This is a genomic window from Amycolatopsis sp. NPDC049691, from assembly GCF_040675005.1.
In the GTDB taxonomy this organism is placed as follows: Bacteria; Actinomycetota; Actinomycetes; order Mycobacteriales; family Pseudonocardiaceae; genus Amycolatopsis.
Genome location: NZ_JBFANX010000020.1, coordinates 1 through 22056, shown reverse-complemented (window position 1 = coordinate 22056; position 22056 = coordinate 1). Strand labels below are relative to the sequence as shown.

Sequence of the window (22056 nt, the reverse complement as noted above, 5' to 3'; positions counted from 1 at the left end):
CCGCGGTTCGGAAGGAAAATGGGGCCCATGACCTTCCGTTCGGAAAAGCCGCTGGACGACGTCGACTGGCGGCTGCTGGACCTGCTGCAGGCCGACGGGCGGCTGTCGTTCAAGGAGCTGGGCCGCCGGATCAACCTGTCGGCGCCGGCGGTGGCCGAGCGGGTGCGGCGGCTGGAGGAGACCGGGGTGATCACCGGCTACCGCGCGCAGGTCGACGCGCGGCGCGCGGGCCAGCCGCTGCAGGCGTTCGTCGAGATGCGTTGCGCGCTGAGCAGCTGCCTGTTGAAGACGTCGAAGTCCGAGGACTACCCGGAGGTCGTGGAGATCCACCGCCTGTCCGGCGACCACTGCACGATGCTGAAGATCCGGGCGGCCTCGCTCGAGCACTTCGAGGGTCTGCTGGAGCGGCTGGGCAAGCACGGTGAGCTGCGGTCGTCGGTGGTGCTGTCGACGCAGTTCGAGGGCAGGCCGGTGCAGCCGCCGTCCGACGACTTCCTCCGCGCGACGACACCCGAAGGCTGGTCCTGACCGGTTGGCGGCTGTCCGTCCGGTGCCGAGCTGGTAGACGAGAGGGATGCCGATCTTCCGCGCGTTGGTCGTGGCTCTGACCGCCTCGGCCGCCATCGCCGTCCCCGCCCAGGCCGCACCGGCTTCGGACTTCGTCGCGCTGTCCGACGTGGCGCCGTCGATCCTGCAGGACATCCGCTACGCCACCCGGCACAACTTCGTCGGGCAGCGGATCGACGGGTACCTCGAGCCCACCTGCATCCTGACCCGCCAGGCCGCTTCGGGGTTGCGGCAGGCGCAGGCGGAGGTGCTCCGGCAGGGCTACACGTTGAAGGTGTACGACTGCTACCGCCCCCAGCGCGCGGTCGACCACTTCGTGCGGTGGGCGAAGGACCTCGCCGACGAGAAGATGAAGGCCGAGTTCTACCCGAACGTCGAGAAGGACCGGCTGTTCGAAGAGGGGTACATCGCGGAGAAGTCCGGGCACAGCCGCGGCAGCACGATGGACCTCACGCTGGTGAAGCTCCCACCGCGGCACCAGCGGCCGTACCGTCCCGGCGAGCCGCTGAAGCCGTGCTTCGCACCGCAGGACCAGCGGTTCCCGGACAACATGGTCGACATGGGCACCGGGTACGACTGCTTCGACCCGCTGGCCCACACGGACAACCCGGCGATCACCGGCGTCGCCCGGACGAACCGGGACGTGCTGCGCAACGCCATGACGGCGGCGGGGTTCCGGAACCTGCCCGAGGAGTGGTGGCACTACACGCTGAACGGCGAGCCGTTCCCGGACACGTACTTCGACTTCCCGGTGTCCCGCTGCGGCCTCCGCTGACGACGGCGGCCCCGGTCCGTTGTGGACCGGGGCCGCTGTTTTCGTGCGTCAGGCCGAGCGCCGACGCCGGCGGGCGCCGAGCACCCGGCCACCGCCGAGCGCGAGAGCGATGAGTGCGAGCGCGCCGAGCCCGAGCGCGTCGACGCCGGTGCTGGCGAGGCCACTGCCGCCGCTCTGCCCGCCCCCGGAGCCGCCGGCCGCGGCGGTGGTCGACGTCGGGGTGGTGGCGGTGCAGTCCGCCGGATTGGTGGGCACCGTCGGCAGCGGCGCGTCGCCTTCCACGACGTCGATCCCGACCCGGCTGTCCTGGCCTCCCCAGACGTCGATCGAGGTCGGGTTCTCGTACTTGACCTTCCAGCCCTTCGGCGGCAGGAGGTACAGCCGGTACGCGGGTCCGGGCACCACGTCGTGGAACTCGAAGTGTCCCTTCGCATCGGTCGTCGCCTCGCCGGTGACCGGGCAGTGTCGGTCGGACACCAGCACGATCTTGACCTCGGCCAGCCCCTGCCCCGTGCCGTGGGTGACATCACCGACCACATTGCCCTTGGCACCCGGCACCGCGGCCTCGGCGCGGGCCTGCGCGTGGTTGTCGATGTCGACTTCGTAGTAGCCGAAGTCGCAGTAGGCGGCGACGAAACCGCGGTTGAACGCGGCCTTCGGCACCGTCTCCGTGACATCGAACGTGCGGGTCTCGCCGGCGGCGAGAGTCACCCCGCGCGACCAGACCAGATCGCCCCAGCCGGGTCCGGTGCCCTTCAGGATGTAGTCGTTGCCGACCCGGTTGCACTCGGCCACGACGCCGCGGAGCGGGATCGGGCCGGAGTTCGACAGCGTCACGGTGACGTGCGCCGGCTCGCCGGCCTGGTAGCTGCTCTGGGTGAAGGCCATCGACGCCTTGAGCGCGCCGTTCAGCGGCGGTGCCCCGCGGACGTCCAGGTGGGTGTCCGCGCCGATCCGGACGACCCGGAGCGGGATCAGCCAGCCGTCGACGACCTCGCCGCCGACGTAGTACTCCGCACCCGGGACGTCGAAGACGATCGTCCCGTCGGGGCCGCTCGTGGCGGTGTGCGTGCCGCCGCCGTTGACGTACCGCAGGGTGAGCTTGGCACCCGCCAGCTCCTCTCCGGGATCGCGCTTGCCGTTGCCGTTCTTGTCGCCGTAGACGACGCCTTCGGCGTGGCCGGGCGCCGGGACGACCTTCGCGTCCGCGGAGAACTCGCCGACGCCGAAGTGGGTCGCGTCGAACACGACGCCCCGCAGGACGGTGGTGGCCTGGTCGACCTCGCGGACCTTCCCGGTGCCGTGGAACACGAAGGACTTGCCGGGCTCGAGGTCGACGCCGGGTTTGCCGGACGTGAGCGGCCCCCAGCCCGGGTCGTACGGAACGAACAGGTCGGTCGGCTCGATGATGTGCTGGGAGACCCAGAGGCCCTTCGCGGTGGTCGAGCCGGTGTTCGTCACCGTGAAGGTGAAGCGGATGTCCTCATCGGTCCGGTAGGTGGTCTTGTCGAGCGCCACCGAGATTTCGACCTGGGCCCGTTGCACCGGCGCGGCCTGTTTCACCGGCGCGCTTTCCGGCGCGCTGGAACTCGGCGCACTGGATACCGGCGCCGCCGGAGTGCTCGGCGCCTCCACCGTGGACGGTGCCGTCGAAGCCGGCTCGTCCGCCCCGGCCGGGACGGCGATTCCGCCGGTCAGCAGAGCCGCGGCGGCGAGAACGGCGAAAGAGCGCGCGATGGATCTCGCGCTGCTTGAGAAACGGGAAAGGCCCCCGCCGGAACCCGGCGAGGGCCTTTCTCGTTGACTCAGCTTCAGCGGAAGTCGCGGCCGAAGTCGTAGTCGTCCAGCGGGACCGCGGCACCGGTGCCCGTACCGAACACGTCCGGGGTGTAGTAGCCGTCGTCGTAGGACGGGATCGCGTACGCCGCGACCCGGGCCTCTTCCGTCGGCTGCACCTGGATGTTGCGGTACTTGTTGATGCCCGTACCGGCCGGGATCAGCTTACCGATGATCACGTTCTCCTTGAGGCCCACGAGCTTGTCCGAGCGGCCGTTGATCGCCGCGTCGGTCAGGACTCGCGTGGTCTCCTGGAACGACGCCGCCGACAGCCACGAGTCCGTGGTCAGCGACGCCTTCGTGATACCCATCAGCACTGGACGGCCCGAAGCCGGCTCGCCGCCCTCGGCGACCGCGGCCCGGTTCGTCGCCTCGAACTTGGTCCGCTCGGGCAGCTCGCCCGGCAGGAAGTCCGTGGACCCGGAGTCGATGATCGTCACCCGGCGCAGCATCTGCCGGACGATGACCTCGATGTGCTTGTCGTGGATCGACACACCCTGCGCCCGGTACACCTTCTGGACCTCGTCCGTCAGGTGCATCTGCGCCTCGCGCGGCCCCATGACCCGCAGGACCTCGTGCGGGTCCGGCGTGCCTTCGAGCAGCTGCTGGCCGACGTGGACGTGGTCGCCGTCGCCCAGCGGGCCGTTCGGGGTGTTCGCGAGCCGCTGACGCTTGGACAGCTTGTCGAAGACGATCTCTTCGCCGCCGTCGTCCGGGATCAGCGTGATCTTCCAGAACCGCTCGCTCTCCTCGATGCGCACGCGGCCATCGACATCGGCGATCGGCGCCTTGCCCTTCGGCACCCGAGCCTCGAAGAGCTCCTGGACACGGGGCAGACCGGTCGTGATGTCGTCACCGGCGACACCACCCTGGTGGAACGTACGCATAGTCAGCTGCGTACCCGGCTCACCGATCGACTGGGCCGCGACGATACCCACGGCCTCGCCGACGTCGACGAGCTGACCGGTCGCCATCGAGCGGCCGTAGCAGGTCGCGCAGATGCCGACGGCCGACTCGCAGGTCAGCACCGAGCGGACCTTGACCTTCGAGATGCCGCTGGAGAGCAGCTTGTCGATGGCCGGGTCGCCGATGTCGTCGCCCGCGTTCAGCACGACGTTGCCCTTGGCGTCCACCGCGTCCGTCGCGAGGTTCCGCGCGTACACCGAGGTCTCGACGTGCTGGTCGCGCAGGACCTTGCCGTCGCCGATGTCCTCACCGATCGGCATCATGATGCCGCGGGTGGTGCCGCAGTCGATCTCGCGGACGATGACGTCCTGCGAGACGTCCACCAGACGCCGGGTCAGGTAACCCGAGTCGGCGGTGCGGAGCGCCGTGTCCGCCAGGCCCTTCCGGGCACCGTGCGTCGCGATGAAGTACTCCGCCACCGACAGGCCCTCACGGAAGTTGGCCTTGATCGGACGCGGGATGTACTCACCCTTCGGGTTCGACACCAGGCCACGCATGCCGGCCAGCGACCGGACCTGCGTCATGTTACCGGCGGCGCCCGACTTCACGATCATGGCGATCGGGTTGTCGTCCGGCAGCGCCGTCTCCATGATCTTGTGGACCTCTTCGGTGGCCTGCGTCCACACCTTGACGAGCTCGTTGTTGCGCTCGGTGTGCGACAGCTGACCACGCTGGTAGCGCTTCTCCACCTGGGAGGCCTTGCCCTCGTACTCGTCGAGGATGGCGGCCTTGCCCACCGGGGTGAGCACGTCCGAGATGGCGACGGTGACGCCCGAGCGGGTCGCCCAGTAGAACCCGGCGTCCTTCAGGCGGTCCAGGGTCTGCGCGACCTGGGTCATCGAGTACCGCTCGGCGAGGTCGTTCACGATCGCGGCCTGCCGCTTCTTCGGCATCGGCTCGTTGATGAACGGGTAGTCCGCCGGCAGCAGCTCGTTGAACAGCACGCGGCCCAGGGTCGTCTCGGCCAGCCACGGCTTGCCCGGCTCCCAGCCCTTTTCCGCGAGCGCCGGCTCGTCGGCCTTCGCCGGCTGACGGTCGGTGATGCGGATCTTGACCGGGGCGTGCAGGCTCAGCGCCTTGCGGTCGAAGGCCATGATGGCCTCGGCCGGCGACGAGTACGCGTTGCCCGCGCCCTCGGCGTCCTCGGTGAGGCGGGTCAGGTGGAACAGGCCCGTCACCATGTCCAGCCGCGGCATGGCGAGCGGACGGCCCGACGCCGGCGACAGGATGTTGTTCGCCGACAGCATCAGGATCCGGGCCTCGGCCTGCGCCTCCGCCGACAGCGGCAGGTGCACCGCCATCTGGTCACCGTCGAAGTCCGCGTTGAACGCCTCGCAGACCAGCGGGTGCAGCTGGATGGCCTTGCCCTCGACCAGCTGCGGCTCGAAGGCCTGGATGCCGAGGCGGTGCAGCGTCGGCGCGCGGTTCAGCATCACCGGGTGGCCGGTGATGACCTCTTCCAGCACGTCCCACACCTGCGGCCGCGAGCGCTCCACCATCCGCTTGGCGGACTTGATGTTCTGCGCGTGGTTCAGGTCGACCAGCCGCTTCATGACGAACGGCTTGAACAGCTCGAGCGCCATGTCCTTCGGCAGACCGCACTGGTGCAGCTTCAGCTGCGGGCCGACGATGATGACCGAACGGCCCGAGTAGTCGACGCGCTTGCCGAGCAGGTTCTGGCGGAACCGGCCCTGCTTGCCCTTGAGCAGGTCGGACAGCGACTTCAGCGGCCGGTTGCCCGGGCCGGTGACCGGACGCCCGCGGCGGCCGTTGTCGAACAGCGCGTCGACGGCCTCCTGCAGCATCCGCTTCTCGTTGTTGACGATGATCTCGGGCGCGCCGAGGTCGATCAGCCGCTTGAGGCGGTTGTTCCGGTTGATCACCCGGCGGTACAGGTCGTTCAGGTCGGAGGTCGCGAAGCGGCCACCGTCCAGCTGCACCATCGGACGCAGGTCCGGCGGGATGACCGGGACGGCGTCGAGCACCATGCCGCGCGGGTCGTTGCCGGTGGCCTGGAAGGCCGCGACGACCTTGAGCCGCTTCAGCGCGCGGAGCTTCTTCTGCCCCTTGCCGTTGCGGATGGTGTCGCGCAGGCTCTCGGCCTCCGCGGCGACGTCGAACTCGGTGGCCAGCTTCTGGATGGCCTCCGCGCCCATGCCACCGGTGAAGTACTCGCCGTAGCGGTCGACGAGCTCGCGGTAGAGCAGCTCGTCGGCGATCAGCTGGCGGGTGTCGAGCTTCGTGAAGGTCGTCCAGACCTCCTCGAGACGGTCCAGCTCGCGGCCGGCGCGGTCGCGGATCTGGCGCATCTCACGCTCGCCGCCCTCCTTGACCTTGCGGCGGACGTCGGACTTGGCGCCCTCCGCCTCCAGCTCGGCCAGGTCGGCTTCCAGCTTCTGCGCGCGGGCCTCGATGTCCGCGTCACGCTTGGTCTCGAGGTTCTTGCGCTCGACGCCGATCTCGTTCTCGAGGGTCGGCAGGTCGTTGTGGCGCAGCTCCGTGTTCACGCCGGTGATGACGTAAGCAGCGAAGTAGATGATCTTCTCGAGGTCCTTCGGCGCCAGGTCCAGCAGGTAGCCCAGGCGGGACGGAACACCCTTGAAGTACCAGATGTGGGTGACGGGCGCGGCCAGCTCGATGTGGCCCATCCGCTCGCGGCGCACCTTGGCGCGGGTCACCTCGACGCCGCAGCGCTCACAGATGATGCCCTTGAAGCGGACGCGCTTGTACTTGCCGCAGTAGCACTCCCAGTCCCGGGTCGGGCCGAAGATCTTCTCGCAGAAGAGGCCGTCCTTCTCGGGCTTGAGCGTCCGGTAGTTGATGGTCTCCGGCTTCTTGACCTCGCCGTACGACCACTGACGGATGTCGTCGGCCGTGGCGAGACCAATGCGGAGCTCATCGAAGAAGTTGACGTCCAGCACGTCTAGATCCCCTTGGGGTTGTTTCGGCTAGAGGGGTTGGCGGGCGAGCCGGGGCCTGTGTCCAATTCGGGAGGCAGGCCCCGGCTCAGCTCGCGATCAGTGCACGACGTCGTCCACCGAGGGCGACTCGTTGCGGGACAGGTTGATGCCGAGGTTGGCCGCGGCGCGCTCGAGGTCCTCGTCGTCGGAGTCGCGCATCTCGATCGCCGCGCCGTCGCTGGAGAGGACCTCGACGTTGAGGCACAGCGACTGGAGCTCCTTGAGGAGCACCTTGAACGACTCCGGGATGCCCGGCTCGGGGATGTTCTCCCCCTTGACGATGGCCTCGTACACCTTGACGCGGCCGACCACGTCGTCCGACTTGATCGTCAGCAGCTCCTGCAGCGTGTAGGCGGCGCCGTACGCCTGCATCGCCCAGCACTCCATCTCACCGAAGCGCTGGCCACCGAACTGCGCCTTACCACCCAGCGGCTGCTGCGTGATCATCGAGTACGGACCGGTGGAGCGGGCGTGGATCTTGTCGTCGACCAGGTGGTGCAGCTTCAGGATGTACATGTAGCCGACCGACACCGGGTACGGGTACGGCTCGCCGGAGCGGCCGTCGAACAGCGTGGCCTTGCCGTTCTCCTTGACCATGCGCTCGCCGTCGCGGTTCGGCTTGGTCGCCCCGAGCAGCCCGGTGAGCTCCTCTTCCTTCGCGCCGTCGAACACCGGGGTCGCGGTGTTCGTGCCCGGCGCGACGTCGTAGAGCTCCGGCGACAGGTTCTTCGCCCAGTCCGGGTTGCCTTCGATCGTCCAGCCCTGCGACGCCAGCCAGCCCAGGTGCAGCTCGAGGATCTGGCCGATGTTCATCCGGCGCGGCACACCGTGGGTGTTCAGGATGATGTCGACGGGCGTGCCGTCCTCCATGAACGGCATGTCCTCGACCGGCAGGATCTTGCCGATGACACCCTTGTTCCCGTGCCGGCCGGCGAGCTTGTCGCCCGGCTGGATCTTGCGCTTCTGGGCCACGTAGACGCGGACCAGCTCGTTGACGCCCGGGGGCAGCTCGTCGTCGTCCTCGCGCGAGAACACGCGGATGCCGATGACCTTGCCGGTCTCGCCGTGCGGCACCTTCAGCGAGGTGTCGCGGACTTCGCGGGCCTTCTCGCCGAAGATCGCGCGGAGCAGGCGCTCCTCCGGGGTCAGCTCCGTCTCGCCCTTCGGCGTGACCTTGCCGACCAGGATGTCGCCGTCGCGGACCTCGGCACCGATGCGGATGATGCCCCGCTCGTCGAGGTCGGCCAGGACCTCTTCGGAGACGTTCGGGATGTCCCGGGTGATCTCCTCGGCGCCCAGCTTGGTGTCGCGGGCGTCGATCTCGTGCTCCTCGATGTGGATCGACGTCAGCACGTCGTCCTGCACCAGGCGCTCGGAGAGGATGATCGCGTCCTCGTAGTTGTGGCCCTCCCACGGCATGACCGCGACGAGCAGGTTCTTGCCGAGCGCCATCTCACCGTTCTCGGTGGACGGGCCGTCGGCGATGACCTGGCCCTGCTCGACCCGGTCGCCCTCGTTGACGATCGGGCGGTGGTTGAAGCAGGTGCCGTGGTTCGAGCGGCGGAACTTGTACAGCCCGTAGCTCTTCCGCGTGCCGTCGTCGTGCATGATCGTGATCAGGTCCGCCGAGAGCTCCTCGACGATGCCGGCCTGCTCGGCGACGAGCACGTCACCGGCGTCGACCGCGGCGCGCAGCTCCACACCCGTGCCCACGTACGGGGCCTGGTTGCGCAGCAGCGGCACGGCCTGGCGCTGCATGTTCGCACCCATCAGGGCGCGGTTGGCGTCGTCGTGCTCGAGGAACGGGATCATCGCCGTCGCGACCGAGACCATCTGCCGCGGCGAGACGTCCATGTAGTCGATGTCGAGCGGGTCGATCAGCTCGACCTCGCCACCCTTGCGGCGGGCCATGACGCGGTCTTCGAGGAAGGTGCCGTCGTCGGAGATCGGCGCGTTGGCCTGCGCCTTGACGTACCGGTCCTCTTCGTCCGCGGTCAGGTAGTCGACCTGGTCGGTGACCCGGCCCTCGACGACCTTGCGGTACGGCGTCTCGATGAAGCCGAACGGGTTGACCCGCGCGTAGGAGCAGAGCGAGCCGATCAGGCCGATGTTCGGGCCTTCCGGCGTCTCGATCGGGCACATCCGGCCGTAGTGCGACGGGTGGACGTCCCGGACCTCCATGCCGGCGCGCTCACGGGACAGACCACCCGGGCCGAGGGCCGACAGACGACGCTTGTGCGTCAGGCCCGACAGCGGGTTGTTCTGGTCCATGAACTGCGACAGCTGCGAGGTGCCGAAGAACTCCTTGATCGCCGCGCCGATCGGGCGGATGTTGATCAGGGTCTGCGGCGTGATCGCCTCGACGTCCTGCGTGGTCATGCGCTCGCGCACGACGCGCTCGGTGCGGGAGAGGCCGACCCGGATCTGGTTCTGGATCAGCTCGCCGACCGTGCGCAGGCGCCGGTTGCCGAAGTGGTCGATGTCGTCGGTCTCGACCGGGATCTCGGTGCCGTTCGCCGCGGTCATCTTGTCCTCGCCGGCGTGCAGCCGGACCAGGTACTCGATGGTGGTGACGATGTCCTCTTCGGTCAGCGTCCCGGTGTCGTACGGCGTCTCGAGGCCCAGCTTCTTGTTGACCTTGTAGCGGCCGACCTTGGCCAGGTCGTAGCGCTTCGGCTTGAAGAACAGGTTCTCCAGCAGCGTCTGCGCGCTCTCCTTCGTGGGCGGCTCGCCCGGGCGCAGCTTGCGGTAGATGTCGAGCAGCGCCTCGTCGGTGCCGGCGGTGTGGTCCTTCTCGAGGGTGGCCAGCAGCGTCTCCGAGAAGGAGAAGCGCTCGCGGATCGCCTCGGTGGTCCAGCCCAGCGCCTTCAGCAGCACGGTGACCGGCTGGCGGCGCTTGCGGTCGATGCGGACGCCGACGGTGTCGCGCTTGTCGACGTCGAACTCGAGCCAGGCACCCCGGCTCGGGATCACGCGGACGCTGAAGACGTCCTTGTCGGTCGTCTTGTCGACGTCCTTCGAGTAGTAGACGCCCGGCGAGCGGACCAGCTGGGACACGACGACACGCTCGGTGCCGTTGATGATGAACGTGCCCTTGTCGGTCATCACCGGGAAGTCGCCGAGGAAGACCGTCTGGCTCTTGATCTCGCCCGTGTTGTTGTTGACGAACTCGGCCGTCACGAACAGCGGGGCGGCGTAGGTCATGTCCTTGTCCTTGCACTCCTCGATCGAGGCCTTGACCTCGTCGAAGCGCGGAGCGGAGAAGGACAGGGACATCGAACCGGAGAAGTCCTCGATCGGGGAGATCTCGTTCAGGACCTCTTCGAGGCCGCCGACCGGGTTTTCTTCACCTTCTTCGACACGGCGTTCGAACCACGCTTCGTCCCCGGTGAACCACTGGAACGACTGGATCTGGACGTCGAGCAGGTTGGGGGTGCTGAGGGGTTCGCGAATCTTTGCGAAGGAAACCCGCTTGGGCGCGCCGGGGATTCCCGTGGACTCCGAGCGAGATTCAGCCGAGGTGGTCGCAGCAGTGGCCTGGTTCGCGGGAGAGACTGCCAAGATGCGTCCTTCCGGGGACAATGAGCGGTGGCAGCCGCCATAGCAACAGCTATGAGTGACTGTCAAGGGTGCCGTGTGCCCACTATCCTAACTACCGGCTCCGGGCAGCCTGAAAGAGGGCAGCGCAAAGAGGCAGTCTAGCCCGAACGGCGCGGTCTGTCCAGGGGGCGCTCCCGATGGGGCCCAGCCTGCCTCGCGACGTCTTCAGGTATGCCTCCAGGCGAGCCGGTTGTCCCTCCCGCAAGGGCCGCCGGTTTCGCCGTCGGGAGTAAGCGTGAACCCACCGGGCCCGAGAGTCAAGATGCCACACGGGGGTCCCGCCGGTTGGCGCAGCGTTGAAGAAGGTCAGCGGAGCGTGAGCGGCCGAATAGTCTTCCAGCTACCGGCCGGTAGCGCCAGTAATAGGGGTTGGACCTGGGGGTTTCCCGCGTTCCGAGGTGCGGCCGACGTGTGTTCCAGGCCACTTCGGACGGGACCGGTTCCGCCGCCGGCGGCGTGTCGCGGCGGTTCCGGGTGATCGGCCCGAGGGCCGTTTTCCGGGGGCGCCGGCCGCCTCAGGCGTCACACGTGCCCCGCGGTTGTGACGGCGGCTGTGGGGGCGGCTGCGGGCGCGAAAACGGCCCGCGACCCATCCGGGGCCGCGGGCCGTCGCGGGGAGCTACTTGGTCGGCGAGGGGGACGCCGGCGCCGAGGACGACGCCGGGGCCTGCGTGGCCGCCGGGACCTTGGGCGCGTTGTACGTGTCCATGTCCGTGATCTTCCACTTGTCCCCCTGGAGCTGGGCGTTCAAGTGGAGCTGGGCGGTGCCCGCCGTCGTCTTCTTCGTGTCCGTCCTGGTCGAGGTCTGGTCGACGAAGACCATCACCTTCGCCAGGTCGCCGTTGAGCATGATCACCGCCGCGCGCGTCACCTTGCACGTCACGATCATCTTCTGGGCCGGCGCCAGCCGCTTCACCTCGCCCATCAGCGAGTTGTACTTGTTCTTGACGTCGTCGTTGGCGAGCAGGTCGTTCGCCGCGTCCTCGGTCTTCTTGATGTTGTTGAAGTCGTACGAGAACAGCGCCTCGGCCGCCTTGGACACCGCGTCCTTGACCTGGGCCGTCCTGGCGACGTCGAGCAGCGCCGTGTTGCTCGTCGCCGAGGAGACCTTGACCTCCTCGGACTTGAACCAGTACGCCAGCCCGCCCAGGATCAGCGCCACCAGCACCAGCGCGCCCGCGACCACGTACGGCCGCTGCACCTTCGGCCGGGCCGGCTCCCCTTCCGAAGCCGCCGAAGCCGCCGAGGCCTCCGAAGCCACCGGGACGTCGGACTCGTCCGTCGGCTTCGCGATCCCGGTGTCCCGCTTCTTCCGCCGCGGAGCCGGCTTCGCCGGGGCTTCCGGCTCATCGGCGAGAGCGTCGGCCTGCGGCTCCTCCTCGGTGCCGACCGCGGCGAAGACCTGCGTGTCCTCGGCCGACGGCGCCGTGTCGAGCTGTCCGCTGTCGGCCTCGAACGGCTGCTCGGCGGGCTTGGCGGCCGGCCGCGGCGCCGGCCGTGGTGCCGGGCGCGGCCGCGGCTTGGCCGGGACCGCGGGGAGCTGGCCGGTCCGCTCGGCGGCGGACTCGTCCGCCGACGGCTTGCGCAGACCGGCCACGCGCGGCCGGCGCGACGGCGGGGTGCTGCTGCTGCGAGGCGGCTGGCGGCGGGAGGGGGGCACTACGAGCTCCTTCTGAGGTGACGCTACTGGCCGGCCGCGACGAGCGGGACGCTGTCGATGCCGGACAGCTTCCACTCGTCGCCGACGCGGGTCATCGACACCTCGAGGCGCAGCGGCTTCGCGCTGCTCTTGTCGCCCTGGGTGACGGTCGTGGCGATGGCGGCGAGGAAGCTGGCCTTGCCTTCGTGGTCGTCCAGCTCCTCGACGGCGATGTCCTGGACGTCGGTGACGACCTTCGTCTTGGCGTCGGCGAGCGCCTTGCGGAACGTCGGCGCCGACTGGTCGATCTGCTGCGACATCTTGTCGTCCGACACCGACTTCTGCCGCGCGAAGAACCCGTCGAGGTCCTGGTAGTCGACCTCGGTGTAGGCCTTCAGCGCGTTGGTGCCCGCCTTGACCACGGCCTCGCGCGACGCCGCCAGGTCGGCGTTGTCGTCGTTCGCGGCCACCCACCACTGGACGCCGAAGATCGCCGCCGCGATCAGCGCGGCCAGCGCCAGCGCCGCGGCGCCGAGCACCAGGATCCGCGAGGACGGCTCCGGAGCACCGGTGGGCTCCTCGTCCACCGCCACGGCGGCCGGCTCGTCCGAACTCATAGCACTCCAGGGTAGGTAACGGTCATCAAATCCACGTCAGGCGAGCCCGAGCAGCGAACCCAGGCTGTTCAGGCTGACGCCCGGGCTGCCGACGATGCCCGGGACGCCCCGGGTGTTCCGCTCGTCCGCCAGCTCCTCCGCCGGCCGGTTCGCGTTGGCCGCGACGTCGGCGTCGGACGGGGCGACCGGCACTCCGCCGTACGGCGCGTTCTGCGCGCCGCGGACGTTGATCGGGCTGCCCTTCGGCTCGGCACAGTACGCGTCGTCCTTCGCCGGCTTCGCCGAGAGGTCGTTGCCCGTCCGGTACTGCGAGTACGGCAGGTACCCCTTGGTGCAGGACGGCGGGTTGAACAGGTTGAGCACCAGGCCGAGGTGCGCGGTGCCGTCGCCGGGCGCCACGCTGCTCGCCGCGCCGGCCAGCGCCGGGTAGGTGACCAGGCCCTGCTCGATGCCGTCGAGCCGGGTCACGGTCAGGTTGGCCGTGGTCAGCAGGTTCGCCGTCAGCGCGCCCAGGCCGGGGCCGGACTCCCGCAGCACCTGGCTGATCTGCGTCGCCACCTGCGGCGTGATGCCGATGAGCTTGCGCAGGTCGCCGTCGGAGTTCTTCAGGGTGCCGGTCAGCTCGTTGAGGCTCTTGCTGAACGACGCGAAGTTCGCCGCCTCGTCGTTCTGCGTGTCCAGGACCTTGCCGCCCTGGTCGAGCAGCTGGATCGTCTGCGGCAGGTACTCCTGCGCGGTCGCGGTGAAGCTGCGCGCGGTGTCCAGCAGCTTCTGCAGGTCGCCGCCGGTGCCGCGGAAGGCGTCGTAGGACTCGTCGACGACCGTGCGCAGCGAGTCGACCGGGACCGACGCCGCCAGCGAGTCGAGGTCGCCGATCAGCCGGTCGGTGCTGACCGGGGTGGTCGTCTTCGACGCCGGGATGACCGAGCCGGCCGCGAGGTACGGGCCCTTGTCGGCCTTCGGCTTGAGGTCGACGTACTGCTCGCCGACCGCCGAGCGGTTGGCGACGACGGCGTCGAGGTCGGCGGGCACCTGCGGCGCCGACGGGTCGATGTTCAGGTCGGCTTCGAGCCCGGTCGGGGTCAGCCGCATCTCGCCGACCCGGCCGATGTTGTAGCCGCGGTAGGTGACTTCGGCGTTGGTGAAGATGCCGCCCGACTCGTTGAGCTGCAGCTTCACCGTGTAGCCGTCGTTGCCGAACACGCTGCCGAGCCCGGCGAACCGGATCAGCGCGTACACGATCGCGACGATCGAAATGACCGCGAAGGCGATCAGCTGGATCTTCGTCCGGCGGATCAGCATCAGCCAGCACCTCCCGAGAGCAGCCCGAAGAGGTTGCCGAGGCCCGGCTGCGCCTGCCCGGACTGCGCGGACCCGCTCTCCCCCGGGATCGGCAGCGGCGGGTTGCCCGAGGCCCCCTCGGTCCCGCCCGTGAGGCCCTTCAGCGGGAGCACTCCGGACAGGGCGTTCTGGCGGCTGTTGCCCAGGTTCTCGACGACGGTCTTCAGGTTCAGGTCCACCTTCGCGAACAGGTTGAAGTAGTCGCCCTTGACGTCGTTGACGGCCTGGTCGCTGAACGGGAACGTCAGCAGGATCTGCAGGGCCTTGGGCAGGTCGTTGCCCGCCTCGCCGAGCTTCTGCAGCGTGGGCGTCAGCGCCTTGAGGTCGGCGACGAGGTCCTTCTGCGACCGGTTCACGGTGTCGGTGGCGACGCCGGACAGGTGGTCCAGCGCCTGCAGCATCGTGACCAGCTGGCCGCGCTGCTGCTCCAGCACGCCGAGGCCGGGCCCGAGGTTGTCGACCGCGCCGACCAGCTTGTCCTTCTGGTCGTTCAGGGTCGAGGACAGCCGGTTCAGCCCGTCGATGGCCCGCGTAATGTTGCGCGACTGCTGGTCGAGATTCGTGACGAGCTGGTTCGCGTTGTCCAGCAGCGCCTTGATGTCCGGCTCGCGGCCCGACGTGGCGTTGTTGAGCTCCTTGGTGATGGTGTTGAGCTGGTCGACGCCACCGCCGTTGAGCAGCAGCGACAGCGCGCCGAGCAGCTCTTCGACCTCGACGCTGCGGTTGGTCCTGGCCAGCGGGATGGTCGCGTTGTCGGCGAGCTTGCCCTGGGCCTGGTCGTCGCCGGGCGAGGCCAGCTCGACGTACTTCTCGCCGAGCAGGCTGGACTGCTTGACGTTGGCGATCGCGTTGGCCGGCAGCTTGATGTCGCCGTTGACCTTGAGCGTGACCAGCGCGTGCCAGCCGTCCTTGGTGAGGCCGACGTTCTCGACCCGGCCGACCGGCACCTCGTCGACCTTCACCCCGGCTTGCGGGGTCAGGTCGAGCACGTCCCGGAACTCGACGTTCACCGTGTACGGGTGGTCGCCGAGGTCGGCGCCGCCGGGCAGCGGCAGGTCGTAGATGCCCTTGAAGGCGCAACCGGACAGCACCAGCGCGGACGCCGTGGCGAGCGCGCACGCGGTCAGTAGCTTCTTCACTGGCCACCTCCGTAGAGCTGCCCGGCGATGGGCAGCGGCAGCGGCGGCAGCTGACCGGACTGCAGGGCCTGCACGGTCTGCGCCACGGACGGCAGCGGGATCGCCTTGTCGACCACGCCGGCGATGCTCTCGCAGGCGTTGCCGAGCACGTCGGGGATGTTGTTGGTGCCGACCTGCTTGAGCAGCCGGCAGATCATCACCAGCGGCGGCTGGGTCAGCTCGTTGAGGTTCGGCCGGGCGTCGAGCGTGCCGGACGAGCCGTTGTAGGTGTTGACCAGGTTGCTCAGGCCGACCGGCGCGACGTCCAGGATCTCGGCGAGCGAGCTGCGCTGGTCGACGAGCACCTTGGTGATCCCGGCCAGCTTGTCCACATTGGACTTGAGCCGGTCGTGGTTGGCGTCGATGAACGCCTGCACCGAGGTGAGCGTGGTGCCCAGCTGCTGCACGGTCGCGGCCAGGTTGTCCTTTTCGGACGCCAGGTAGCCGCTGACGTCGGCGAGCTGGCTCTCGAAGCTGCGGACCTGCTTGTCGGAGTCGGCCAGCGTCTGCGAGAACTTCCCGAGGTTCTCCACGGTGGAGAACAGGTCGTCCTTGTTGCCGGCCAGCGTCCCGGCCGCCTGGCCGAGCTTGGTGATCGTGTCGTGCAGCGCCTGGCCGTTGCCGTCGACGTTGGCCGCCGCGGTGTTCAGCAGGTTCGACAGCGACCCTTCCTTGTTGGCGCCGTTCGGGCCGAGGGTCTCGCTGACCCGGGCCAGGCTGGCGGCCAGCTGGTCGACCTCGAGGGGCACCTCGGTGCGGTCGAGGCCGATGACCGCGCCGTCGGAGATCCGCGGGCCGCCGGTGTAGGCCGGGGCCAGCTGGACGTACCGGTCGGACACCAGCGACGGCGCCACGATGAGCGCCTTGGCGTCGGCCGGGACGGCGACCGAGCGGTCGTACTCGAAGTCGACCTTCACCTGGTTGCCCATCGGCGTGATCTTGGTGACCGTGCCCATGTCGACGCCGAGCATCCGCACGCTGTTGCCCTCGTACAGGCCGACGGCGCCGGCGAAGTACGCGGTCAGGTGGTTGCGGCCGGCGTCCTTGAGGGTCCACCAGATCCCGCCGGCGACGACGAGCGCGAGGACGATCGCGATGGTGAAGCCCCTGGTCAGGGCCTGGCCGAAGCGGGTGTCACTCATTTCGTGTAGCACCCCTCTTCGTTGAGCGGACCCATCGACGGCAGCAGCAGGCCGCAGATGTAGTTGTCGAACCAGCGCCCGTTGCCGATGGTGTTGGTGAAGACGCGGATGAACGGCGCGAACTTCTTGATGCCCTCGGCCAGGGAGTCCTGGTTGCGCTGCAGCATCGAGGTCAGCTGGTCCAGCGACGTGAGCACCGGGTCGAGCTGCTTGCCGTTGTCGTCGATCAGGCCCTGCAACTGCGTCGCCAGCTCGCGGGAGCCGTTGAGCAGCGACGTGATCGCGTCTTCGCGCTTGGACAGCTCGTCGAGCAGCTTGTTGCCGTCAGTGAGCAGCTTCTGCACCTCGGCGTCGCGGTCGACCAGGGTCTGCGACACCTCGCGGGTGTTGGCCAGCAGGTTGGAGAGCTGTTCGTCGCGCGAGGCGATCGTGTCCGAAAGCTTCGAGAGCCCGGACAGCGCGCCCTTCACGTCCTGCGGCGTGTTGGCGAAGGTCTGCGAGATCGTGTCGAAGCTCTGCGCCAGCTGCTTGGTGTCGATGTTGTCGACCGTCTGCGAGAGGCCGCGGAACGCGTCGAGCACGTCGTAGGGGGCCATCGTGCGGTCGCGCGGGATCGCGGTGCCCGGGTTCAGCGAGCCCTCGCCCTGCGGGTCCAGCGACAGGTACTTCTGGCCGAGCAGTGTCTTGATCTTGATCGCGGCGCTGGTCCGATCGCCCAGCCAGGCGTCCTTGACCTTGAACGACACCTTGACCGACGCGCCGTCGAGCTCGATGTCGCTGACCTTGCCGACCTTGACCCCGGCGATCCGGACGTCGTTGTCCTTCTGCAGCCCGGAGGCCTCGCTGAACTCGGCGGAGTAGGTGGTGCCGCCGCCGATCACCGGCAGGTCGTCGGAGTTCAGCGCGGCGATGAAGCCGAGCGCGAGGACGGCGATGCCGACCAGCGCGATCGGGACGGGGTTGCGCTTCTGGAAGGACTTCATCCCTTGCACCTCTCCCGGTTGGCGGGCAGGAGGGGCAGGTCCGTCGCGGGGATCAATGGCGGCAAGCTGACCGTCCCGGTGAACTCGCAGGCGTAGAAGTTGAACCAGGAGCCGTAGTCCGCGGTGCGGGTCAGCGTGCTCACCTTGGTCGGCAGGAACTGGATGAAGTGCTCCAGCTCCGGCTCGTTCTTGTTGAGCTGGTCCGTGAGGGTCCCGAGGGCGCTGATGTCGTTCTTCAGCGGCTCCCGGACGTCGCCCAGCAGGCCGGACGTCGTTTCGGCCAGGTTGCCGAGGCTCTCGATGGCGTCGCCGATCGGCTTGCGGTCGGCGGCGAGGCCGGAGGTCAGCTGCTGCAGCTTGACGATCAGGTCGTTGAGCTGCGGCGTGTGCGCGTTGACCGTGTCGAGCACCGAGTTGAGGTTGTCGATGACTTCGCCGATCACCTGGTCCTTGTTCGCGATCGTGGTGGCCAGCGAGGCCGTGTGCGACAGCAGGCTCTCCACGGTGCCGCCCTCGCCCTGCAGGACCTGGATGACCTCGTAGGACAGCTTGTTGACGTCGTCCGGGTTGAGCGCGGTGAACAGCGGCTTGAAGCCGTTGAACAGCTCGGTCAGGTCCAGCGCGGGCGTGGTGCGCTCCAGCGGGATGGTGCCGCCGGGCTGCAGGGTCTTGCCGCCGCTGTTCTCCCCCTCGCCGAGGGAGACGTAGCGCTGGCCGACCAGGTTGCGGAACTTGATCTGCGCGGTCACCCCGGCGGGCAGCGTCCGGCCGGCGTCGACCTCGAACTCGACCTCGGCCTGGCGCTTGTCGACGATCTTGACGTCCTTGACCTGCCCGACCCGGACGCCGGCGATGCGGACGTCGTCGTTGGGCAGCAGCAGCGTCGCGTCGGTGAAGCGCGCCTTGTAGGCGTTGGTGCTGGTGGTGTTGATGTTGGCGATGCTGATCCCGAGGATCGTCGTGAACAGCACGGTGACGACCACGAAGATGCCGAGCTTGATCAGCGGCGCGAGCAGGCCCCTCACTTGACCGTCACCTCCGCGCCCCGGTACAGCGGGCCGACGAGCAGCGCGCTCCAGCTGGGGACGTCCGCCGAGTTCATGCCGAGCTGCGGGCCCAGCAGGTCGGCGAGGAAGCCCTGCTCCGCCGTCGAGTACGCCAGGTCACCGCCGCCCGCGCCGTTGCCTGCCGCGTCGGCTTTGAACTTCGCCGGGTTGAGGCCCTCGCCGACGGTCTTCGGGGCGGCCTGGTGCTTCGTGCCGTCCTTGAACGCGCCGTCCGGCGGCTCGGACGGGAACGGCTTCGGGATGTCCTTCATGTCGTAGCACCGCGGGCCGCGCTTGTCCTCGAACCGCGGCTCCTCCTTGCCCGCTTCGTACGGCGCGCGCGGCACGATGATCTCGATCGTCGCGTGCAGGCCGGGCTTGTCGGTGCCCTTGCCCAGCGCCTGGTCGATCAGCGGCACGTTGTCGGCCATCTGGGAGATCACGCAGGGGTACTCCGGTGCGTACTTCGCCAGCAGCTCGGCCGTCGGCCGGGCGGTGTCGGCGAGGGAGATGATGTTCTCCTTGTTGTTCTGCAGGAACGTCTGCAGGTCCAGCGACGCGGTCGTCAGGCTGCCGTAGAGGTTCGCCAGGTTCTGCCGCTCGTCGACCACGGTCCGGGTGGTCGTGCTCAGGTTGTCGAGGCTCTGCACCAGGTCCGGCGCGGCGTCCTTGAGGTGGTCGGAGAACTCCGCGAGCGCCTTGAGGTTGTGCTGCAGCTCCGGCTCGTGCGGGTTCAGCTCGCCGATGTAGGTGCCCAGCTGCGACAGCGTGTCGCCGAGCTGGTCGCCGCGGCCCTGCAGCGCCGTCGAGATCGCGGTGAGCGTCGCCGACAGCTTCTGCGGCTGCACCGCCTGCAGGACCGGCATCAGGTGGGCGAACGCCTGCTCCAGCTCGACCGCGCTCGACGTGCGGTCCTGCGGGATCACGTCGCCGTTGGCCAGCGTCTTCGCCGACGGGTCCTTCGGGATCTCCAGCGAGACGAACCGCTCGCCGAAGAGCGTCTTGGGCAGGAACCGCGCCGAGACGTTCTCCGGGATCAGCTTCGCCGACTCCGGCTTGAGGGCGAGCGTGAGCTCGGCACCGTGGTCGGTGGCGACGATGTCCTGGACGGACCCGACGATCAGCCCGCGCACCTTGACGTCGGACTGCTTGATCAGCTGGTTGCCGATCTTGTCGGCCTGCAGCTTGACCGTGACGACCGGCGTGAACGCCTTGTCGTAGAGCGCGATGGACAGCGCCACCCCGCCGACCATCACGGCGATGAGCAGCAGGCCGAGCAGCCTGCGTCGGAGCGTCCTCATCCCGCGATCCTTACCGTGACGTCGGTTCCCCAGATGGCGAACCCGATGAAGAAGTTCATGATCGACACCGTGACGATGGACAGGCGCACGGCCTTGCCGACCGCGACGCCGACGCCGGCCGGGCCGCCGGTCGCGCGGTAACCGAAGTAGCAGTGCGACAGGATGATCAGGACGCTGAACAGCAGCACCTTGATGAACGAATAGAGCACGTCCTGCGGTGGCAGGAAGAGGTCGAAGTAGTGGTCGTAGGTACCGGCCGACTGGTTGTAGATGTAGATGACGACCAGCCGTGACGCGAGGTACGAGCTCAGCAGGCCGATGATGTAGAGCGGGATGACCGCGACGAACCCGGCGATGATCCGCGTCGTCACCAGGTACGGCAGGCTCGGCACGCCCATGACTTCCAGCGCGTCGATCTCCTCGGAGATCCGCATGGCGCCCAGCTGGGCGGTGAACCCGGCGCCGACCGTGGCGCTCAGGGCGAGGCCCGCGACCAGCGGCGCGATCTCGCGGGTGTTGAAGAACGCGGTCAGGAAACCGGTGAAGGCCGACGTCCCGATCGAGTTCAGCGCCGAGTAGCCCTGGAGGCCGACGAGGACACCGGTGAACAGCGTCAGGCCGACCATCACGCCGACCGTGCCGCCGATGACCGCCAGCGAGCCGGAGCCGAAGCTCACCTCGGCCAGCAGCCGGAGCACCTCTTTGGTGTAGCGGCGGATGGTCCGCGGCGTCCACAGCAGCGCCCGGCCGTAGAACGACATCTGGTCACCGAGGGTGTCCAGCGTCTGCAGAGGACGGTTGGCGACGCGCTTGGCGCCCTGGAGGAACGTCATGGCGCTAGTCCAGCTTTCCGGGCACGATCTGCAGGTAGATCAGGGTGATCACGAAGTTCACGACGAAGAGCATGAGGAACGTGATGACCACCGACTGGTTCACCGCGTCCCCGACGCCCTTCGGGCCGCCGGAGGGGTTCAGGCCCCGGTAGGACGCGACGACGGCGGCGATGAACCCGAAGATCAGCGCCTTGAGCTCGCCGACCCAGAGGTCGGGCAGCTGCGCGAGGGCGGAGAAGCTCGCCAGGTACGCACCCGGCGTCCCGCCCTGCAGCACGACGTTGAAGAAGTAGCCGCCGAGCACGCCGATGACGCTGACCATGCCGTTGAGCAGGAGCGCGACCAGCATCATCGCGAGGGTGCGCGGCACGATCAGCCGCTGGACCGCGGAGACGCCGAGCACCTCCATCGCGGCGATCTCTTCGCGGATGGTCCGGGCGCCGATGTCGGCGCAGACGGCGGAGCCGCCCGCGCCCGCCACCAGCAGCGCGGTGACCAGCGGGCTGGCCTGCTGCACGGTGGCGAGCACGGAGCCCGCGCCGGTGTAGGACTGCGCGCCCAGCTGGCGGGCGAGCGAACCGAACTGCAGCGAGATGACCGCGCCGAACGGGATGGCCACGAGGGCCGTCGGCAGGATGGTCACGCTCGCGATGAACCACGACTGCTGGATGAACTCCCGCAGCTGGAACGGGCGCTGGAACAGGCCGCGGATGATGTCCAGGCCGAGAGCGAACAGGTTCCCGGTCTCGCGGAGCATGCCGATCCCGGGGATCTTCGCCTGTGATGCGGGAGAGCTCACCGGCCACCTGGCCCGTTGTTCGGCGGCGGTGGCATGCGCCGGGCGCCGGGTCTCGGCGGCTGGCCGCCGGGGATGCGCGCGACCTGATCGGCGGGCAGCTGGCCGTGGTGCTGGTTCGGCACGCCGTCACCCTGCGGGCGCGCGCCGGCCGGGACCTGCTGCTGTTGCTGCTGCTGGGCGTGGGCGACGCGCCGCGGGCTGACGCCGTAGTGGCGCTGCTCCTCGGGGCTCAGCGAGGCGATGATGCTCTGCTGCGCGGCGTCCGGCAGCCGGTGCATGATCTCCATGACCCGGTCCTTGCGGCGGACGGCACCCATCCGGGTCGGCACGCCCGGCGTCGGCTGCATCTGCGGCGGCACGCCGGAGATGTCCTCGACGCCGCCCGCGTGGTGGCCGGCGTCGAACATCGCCTGCTCGGCCGCCATCTGGGCGCTGTCCTTCTCCTCGGACATGCCGATCGGGCCCTGCATCTT

The 22056-nt window shown here is 68.8% G+C and carries 16 protein-coding genes and 1 pseudogene; 3 read left to right on the top strand and 14 right to left on the bottom strand.

What is annotated here, in order from left to right; genetic code table 11:
- Nucleotides 1-27: 27 nt before the first annotated feature.
- Together AB0J40_RS35370 and AB0J40_RS35365 are read left to right on the top strand one after the other, a co-directional pair.
- Entirely contained in the window at nt 28-528 is a 501-nt protein-coding gene (locus AB0J40_RS35370) for an Lrp/AsnC family transcriptional regulator (RefSeq protein ID WP_364462137.1), read from the top strand.
- Between the two features lie 46 nt (nt 529-574).
- Nucleotides 575-1342, top strand: coding sequence for a M15 family metallopeptidase (locus tag AB0J40_RS35365; protein ID WP_364462134.1), 768 nt, complete (start codon nt 575-577; stop codon nt 1340-1342).
- A 48-nt stretch (nt 1343-1390) separates the two neighbouring features.
- Here the strand turns inward: AB0J40_RS35365 and AB0J40_RS35360 are convergent, their stop codons facing one another.
- On the bottom strand, nt 1391-2860 hold the full coding sequence (locus tag AB0J40_RS35360; protein WP_364462131.1) for a hypothetical protein: 1470 nt from the start codon (nt 2858-2860) through the stop codon (nt 1391-1393).
- Between AB0J40_RS35360 and AB0J40_RS35355 the strand changes: the two genes are divergently transcribed.
- Entirely contained in the window at nt 2847-3146 is a 300-nt protein-coding gene (locus tag AB0J40_RS35355) for a hypothetical protein (RefSeq protein WP_364462129.1), read from the top strand. The genes AB0J40_RS35360 and AB0J40_RS35355 overlap by 14 nt on opposite strands.
- A gap of 7 nt (nt 3147-3153) precedes the next feature.
- Here AB0J40_RS35355 and AB0J40_RS35350 read toward each other — a convergent pair whose 3' ends face one another.
- The 13 genes and pseudogenes from AB0J40_RS35350 to AB0J40_RS35290 form a co-directional block, all read right to left on the bottom strand.
- On the bottom strand, nt 3154-7065 hold the full coding sequence (locus AB0J40_RS35350) for a DNA-directed RNA polymerase subunit beta' (protein WP_364462126.1): 3912 nt from the start codon (nt 7063-7065) through the stop codon (nt 3154-3156).
- A 96-nt stretch (nt 7066-7161) separates the two neighbouring features.
- Nucleotides 7162-10665, bottom strand: a complete 3504-nt coding sequence (locus AB0J40_RS35345) for a DNA-directed RNA polymerase subunit beta (protein WP_364462123.1) — start codon at nt 10663-10665, stop codon at nt 7162-7164.
- Nucleotides 10666-11323: 658 nt separating this feature from the next.
- Nucleotides 11324-12301: a hypothetical protein gene (locus AB0J40_RS35340; RefSeq protein ID WP_364462554.1), complete on the bottom strand. Its 978-nt coding sequence runs from the start codon at nt 12299-12301 to the stop codon at nt 11324-11326.
- An 86-nt stretch (nt 12302-12387) separates the two neighbouring features.
- On the bottom strand, nt 12388-12960 hold the full coding sequence (locus AB0J40_RS35335; RefSeq protein WP_364462120.1) for a hypothetical protein: 573 nt from the start codon (nt 12958-12960) through the stop codon (nt 12388-12390).
- Nucleotides 12961-12996: 36 nt separating this feature from the next.
- Nucleotides 12997-14262: an MlaD family protein gene (locus AB0J40_RS35330; protein ID WP_364462117.1), complete on the bottom strand. Its 1266-nt coding sequence runs from the start codon at nt 14260-14262 to the stop codon at nt 12997-12999.
- Nucleotides 14262-15440: an MCE family protein gene (locus AB0J40_RS35325; RefSeq protein WP_364462114.1), complete on the bottom strand. Its 1179-nt coding sequence runs from the start codon at nt 15438-15440 to the stop codon at nt 14262-14264. The genes AB0J40_RS35330 and AB0J40_RS35325 overlap by 1 nt, the downstream gene beginning before the upstream one ends.
- On the bottom strand, nt 15437-16621 hold the full coding sequence (locus tag AB0J40_RS35320) for an MCE family protein (protein WP_364462111.1): 1185 nt from the start codon (nt 16619-16621) through the stop codon (nt 15437-15439). Before AB0J40_RS35320 ends, AB0J40_RS35325 begins: the two co-directional genes overlap by 4 nt.
- Nucleotides 16618-17604, bottom strand: coding sequence for an MCE family protein (locus AB0J40_RS35315; RefSeq protein ID WP_364462108.1), 987 nt, complete (start codon nt 17602-17604; stop codon nt 16618-16620). The genes AB0J40_RS35320 and AB0J40_RS35315 overlap by 4 nt, the downstream gene beginning before the upstream one ends.
- Nucleotides 17601-18629, bottom strand: a complete 1029-nt coding sequence (locus AB0J40_RS35310; RefSeq protein ID WP_364462105.1) for an MCE family protein — start codon at nt 18627-18629, stop codon at nt 17601-17603. The genes AB0J40_RS35315 and AB0J40_RS35310 overlap by 4 nt, the downstream gene beginning before the upstream one ends.
- Nucleotides 18626-19951 (bottom strand): MCE family protein, encoded by a 1326-nt coding sequence (locus AB0J40_RS35305; RefSeq protein ID WP_364462102.1) that lies wholly within the window; start codon nt 19949-19951, stop codon nt 18626-18628. The genes AB0J40_RS35310 and AB0J40_RS35305 overlap by 4 nt, the downstream gene beginning before the upstream one ends.
- Complete coding sequence (locus tag AB0J40_RS35300; RefSeq protein ID WP_354841406.1) at nt 19948-20784, bottom strand: ABC transporter permease; 837 nt, start codon at nt 20782-20784, stop codon at nt 19948-19950. The genes AB0J40_RS35305 and AB0J40_RS35300 overlap by 4 nt, the downstream gene beginning before the upstream one ends.
- Before the next feature lie 4 nt (nt 20785-20788).
- Nucleotides 20789-21541: an ABC transporter permease gene (locus tag AB0J40_RS35295; protein WP_086675527.1), complete on the bottom strand. Its 753-nt coding sequence runs from the start codon at nt 21539-21541 to the stop codon at nt 20789-20791.
- Nucleotides 21542-21579: 38 nt separating this feature from the next.
- A pseudogene (locus tag AB0J40_RS35290) lies at nt 21580-22056 on the bottom strand (ABC transporter ATP-binding protein); the annotation flags it as partial.

What these genes read in the sequence shown, in the direction of transcription:
- AB0J40_RS35335 (WP_364462120.1), bottom strand. Translation starts at nt 12,960, where the DNA reads ATGAGTTCGGACGAGCCGGCCGCCGTGGCGGTGGACGAGGAGCCCACC.
- AB0J40_RS35365 (WP_364462134.1), top strand. Translation starts at nt 575, where the DNA reads ATGCCGATCTTCCGCGCGTTGGTCGTGGCTCTGACCGCCTCGGCCGCC.
- AB0J40_RS35330 (WP_364462117.1), bottom strand. Translation starts at nt 14,262, where the DNA reads ATGCTGATCCGCCGGACGAAGATCCAGCTGATCGCCTTCGCGGTCATT.
- AB0J40_RS35295 (WP_086675527.1), bottom strand. Translation starts at nt 21,541, where the DNA reads ATGCTCCGCGAGACCGGGAACCTGTTCGCTCTCGGCCTGGACATCATC.
- AB0J40_RS35300 (WP_354841406.1), bottom strand. Translation starts at nt 20,784, where the DNA reads ATGACGTTCCTCCAGGGCGCCAAGCGCGTCGCCAACCGTCCTCTGCAG.
- AB0J40_RS35370 (WP_364462137.1), top strand. Translation starts at nt 28, where the DNA reads ATGACCTTCCGTTCGGAAAAGCCGCTGGACGACGTCGACTGGCGGCTG.
- AB0J40_RS35305 (WP_364462102.1), bottom strand. Translation starts at nt 19,951, where the DNA reads ATGAGGACGCTCCGACGCAGGCTGCTCGGCCTGCTGCTCATCGCCGTG.
- AB0J40_RS35315 (WP_364462108.1), bottom strand. Translation starts at nt 17,604, where the DNA reads ATGAAGTCCTTCCAGAAGCGCAACCCCGTCCCGATCGCGCTGGTCGGC.
- AB0J40_RS35320 (WP_364462111.1), bottom strand. Translation starts at nt 16,621, where the DNA reads ATGAGTGACACCCGCTTCGGCCAGGCCCTGACCAGGGGCTTCACCATC.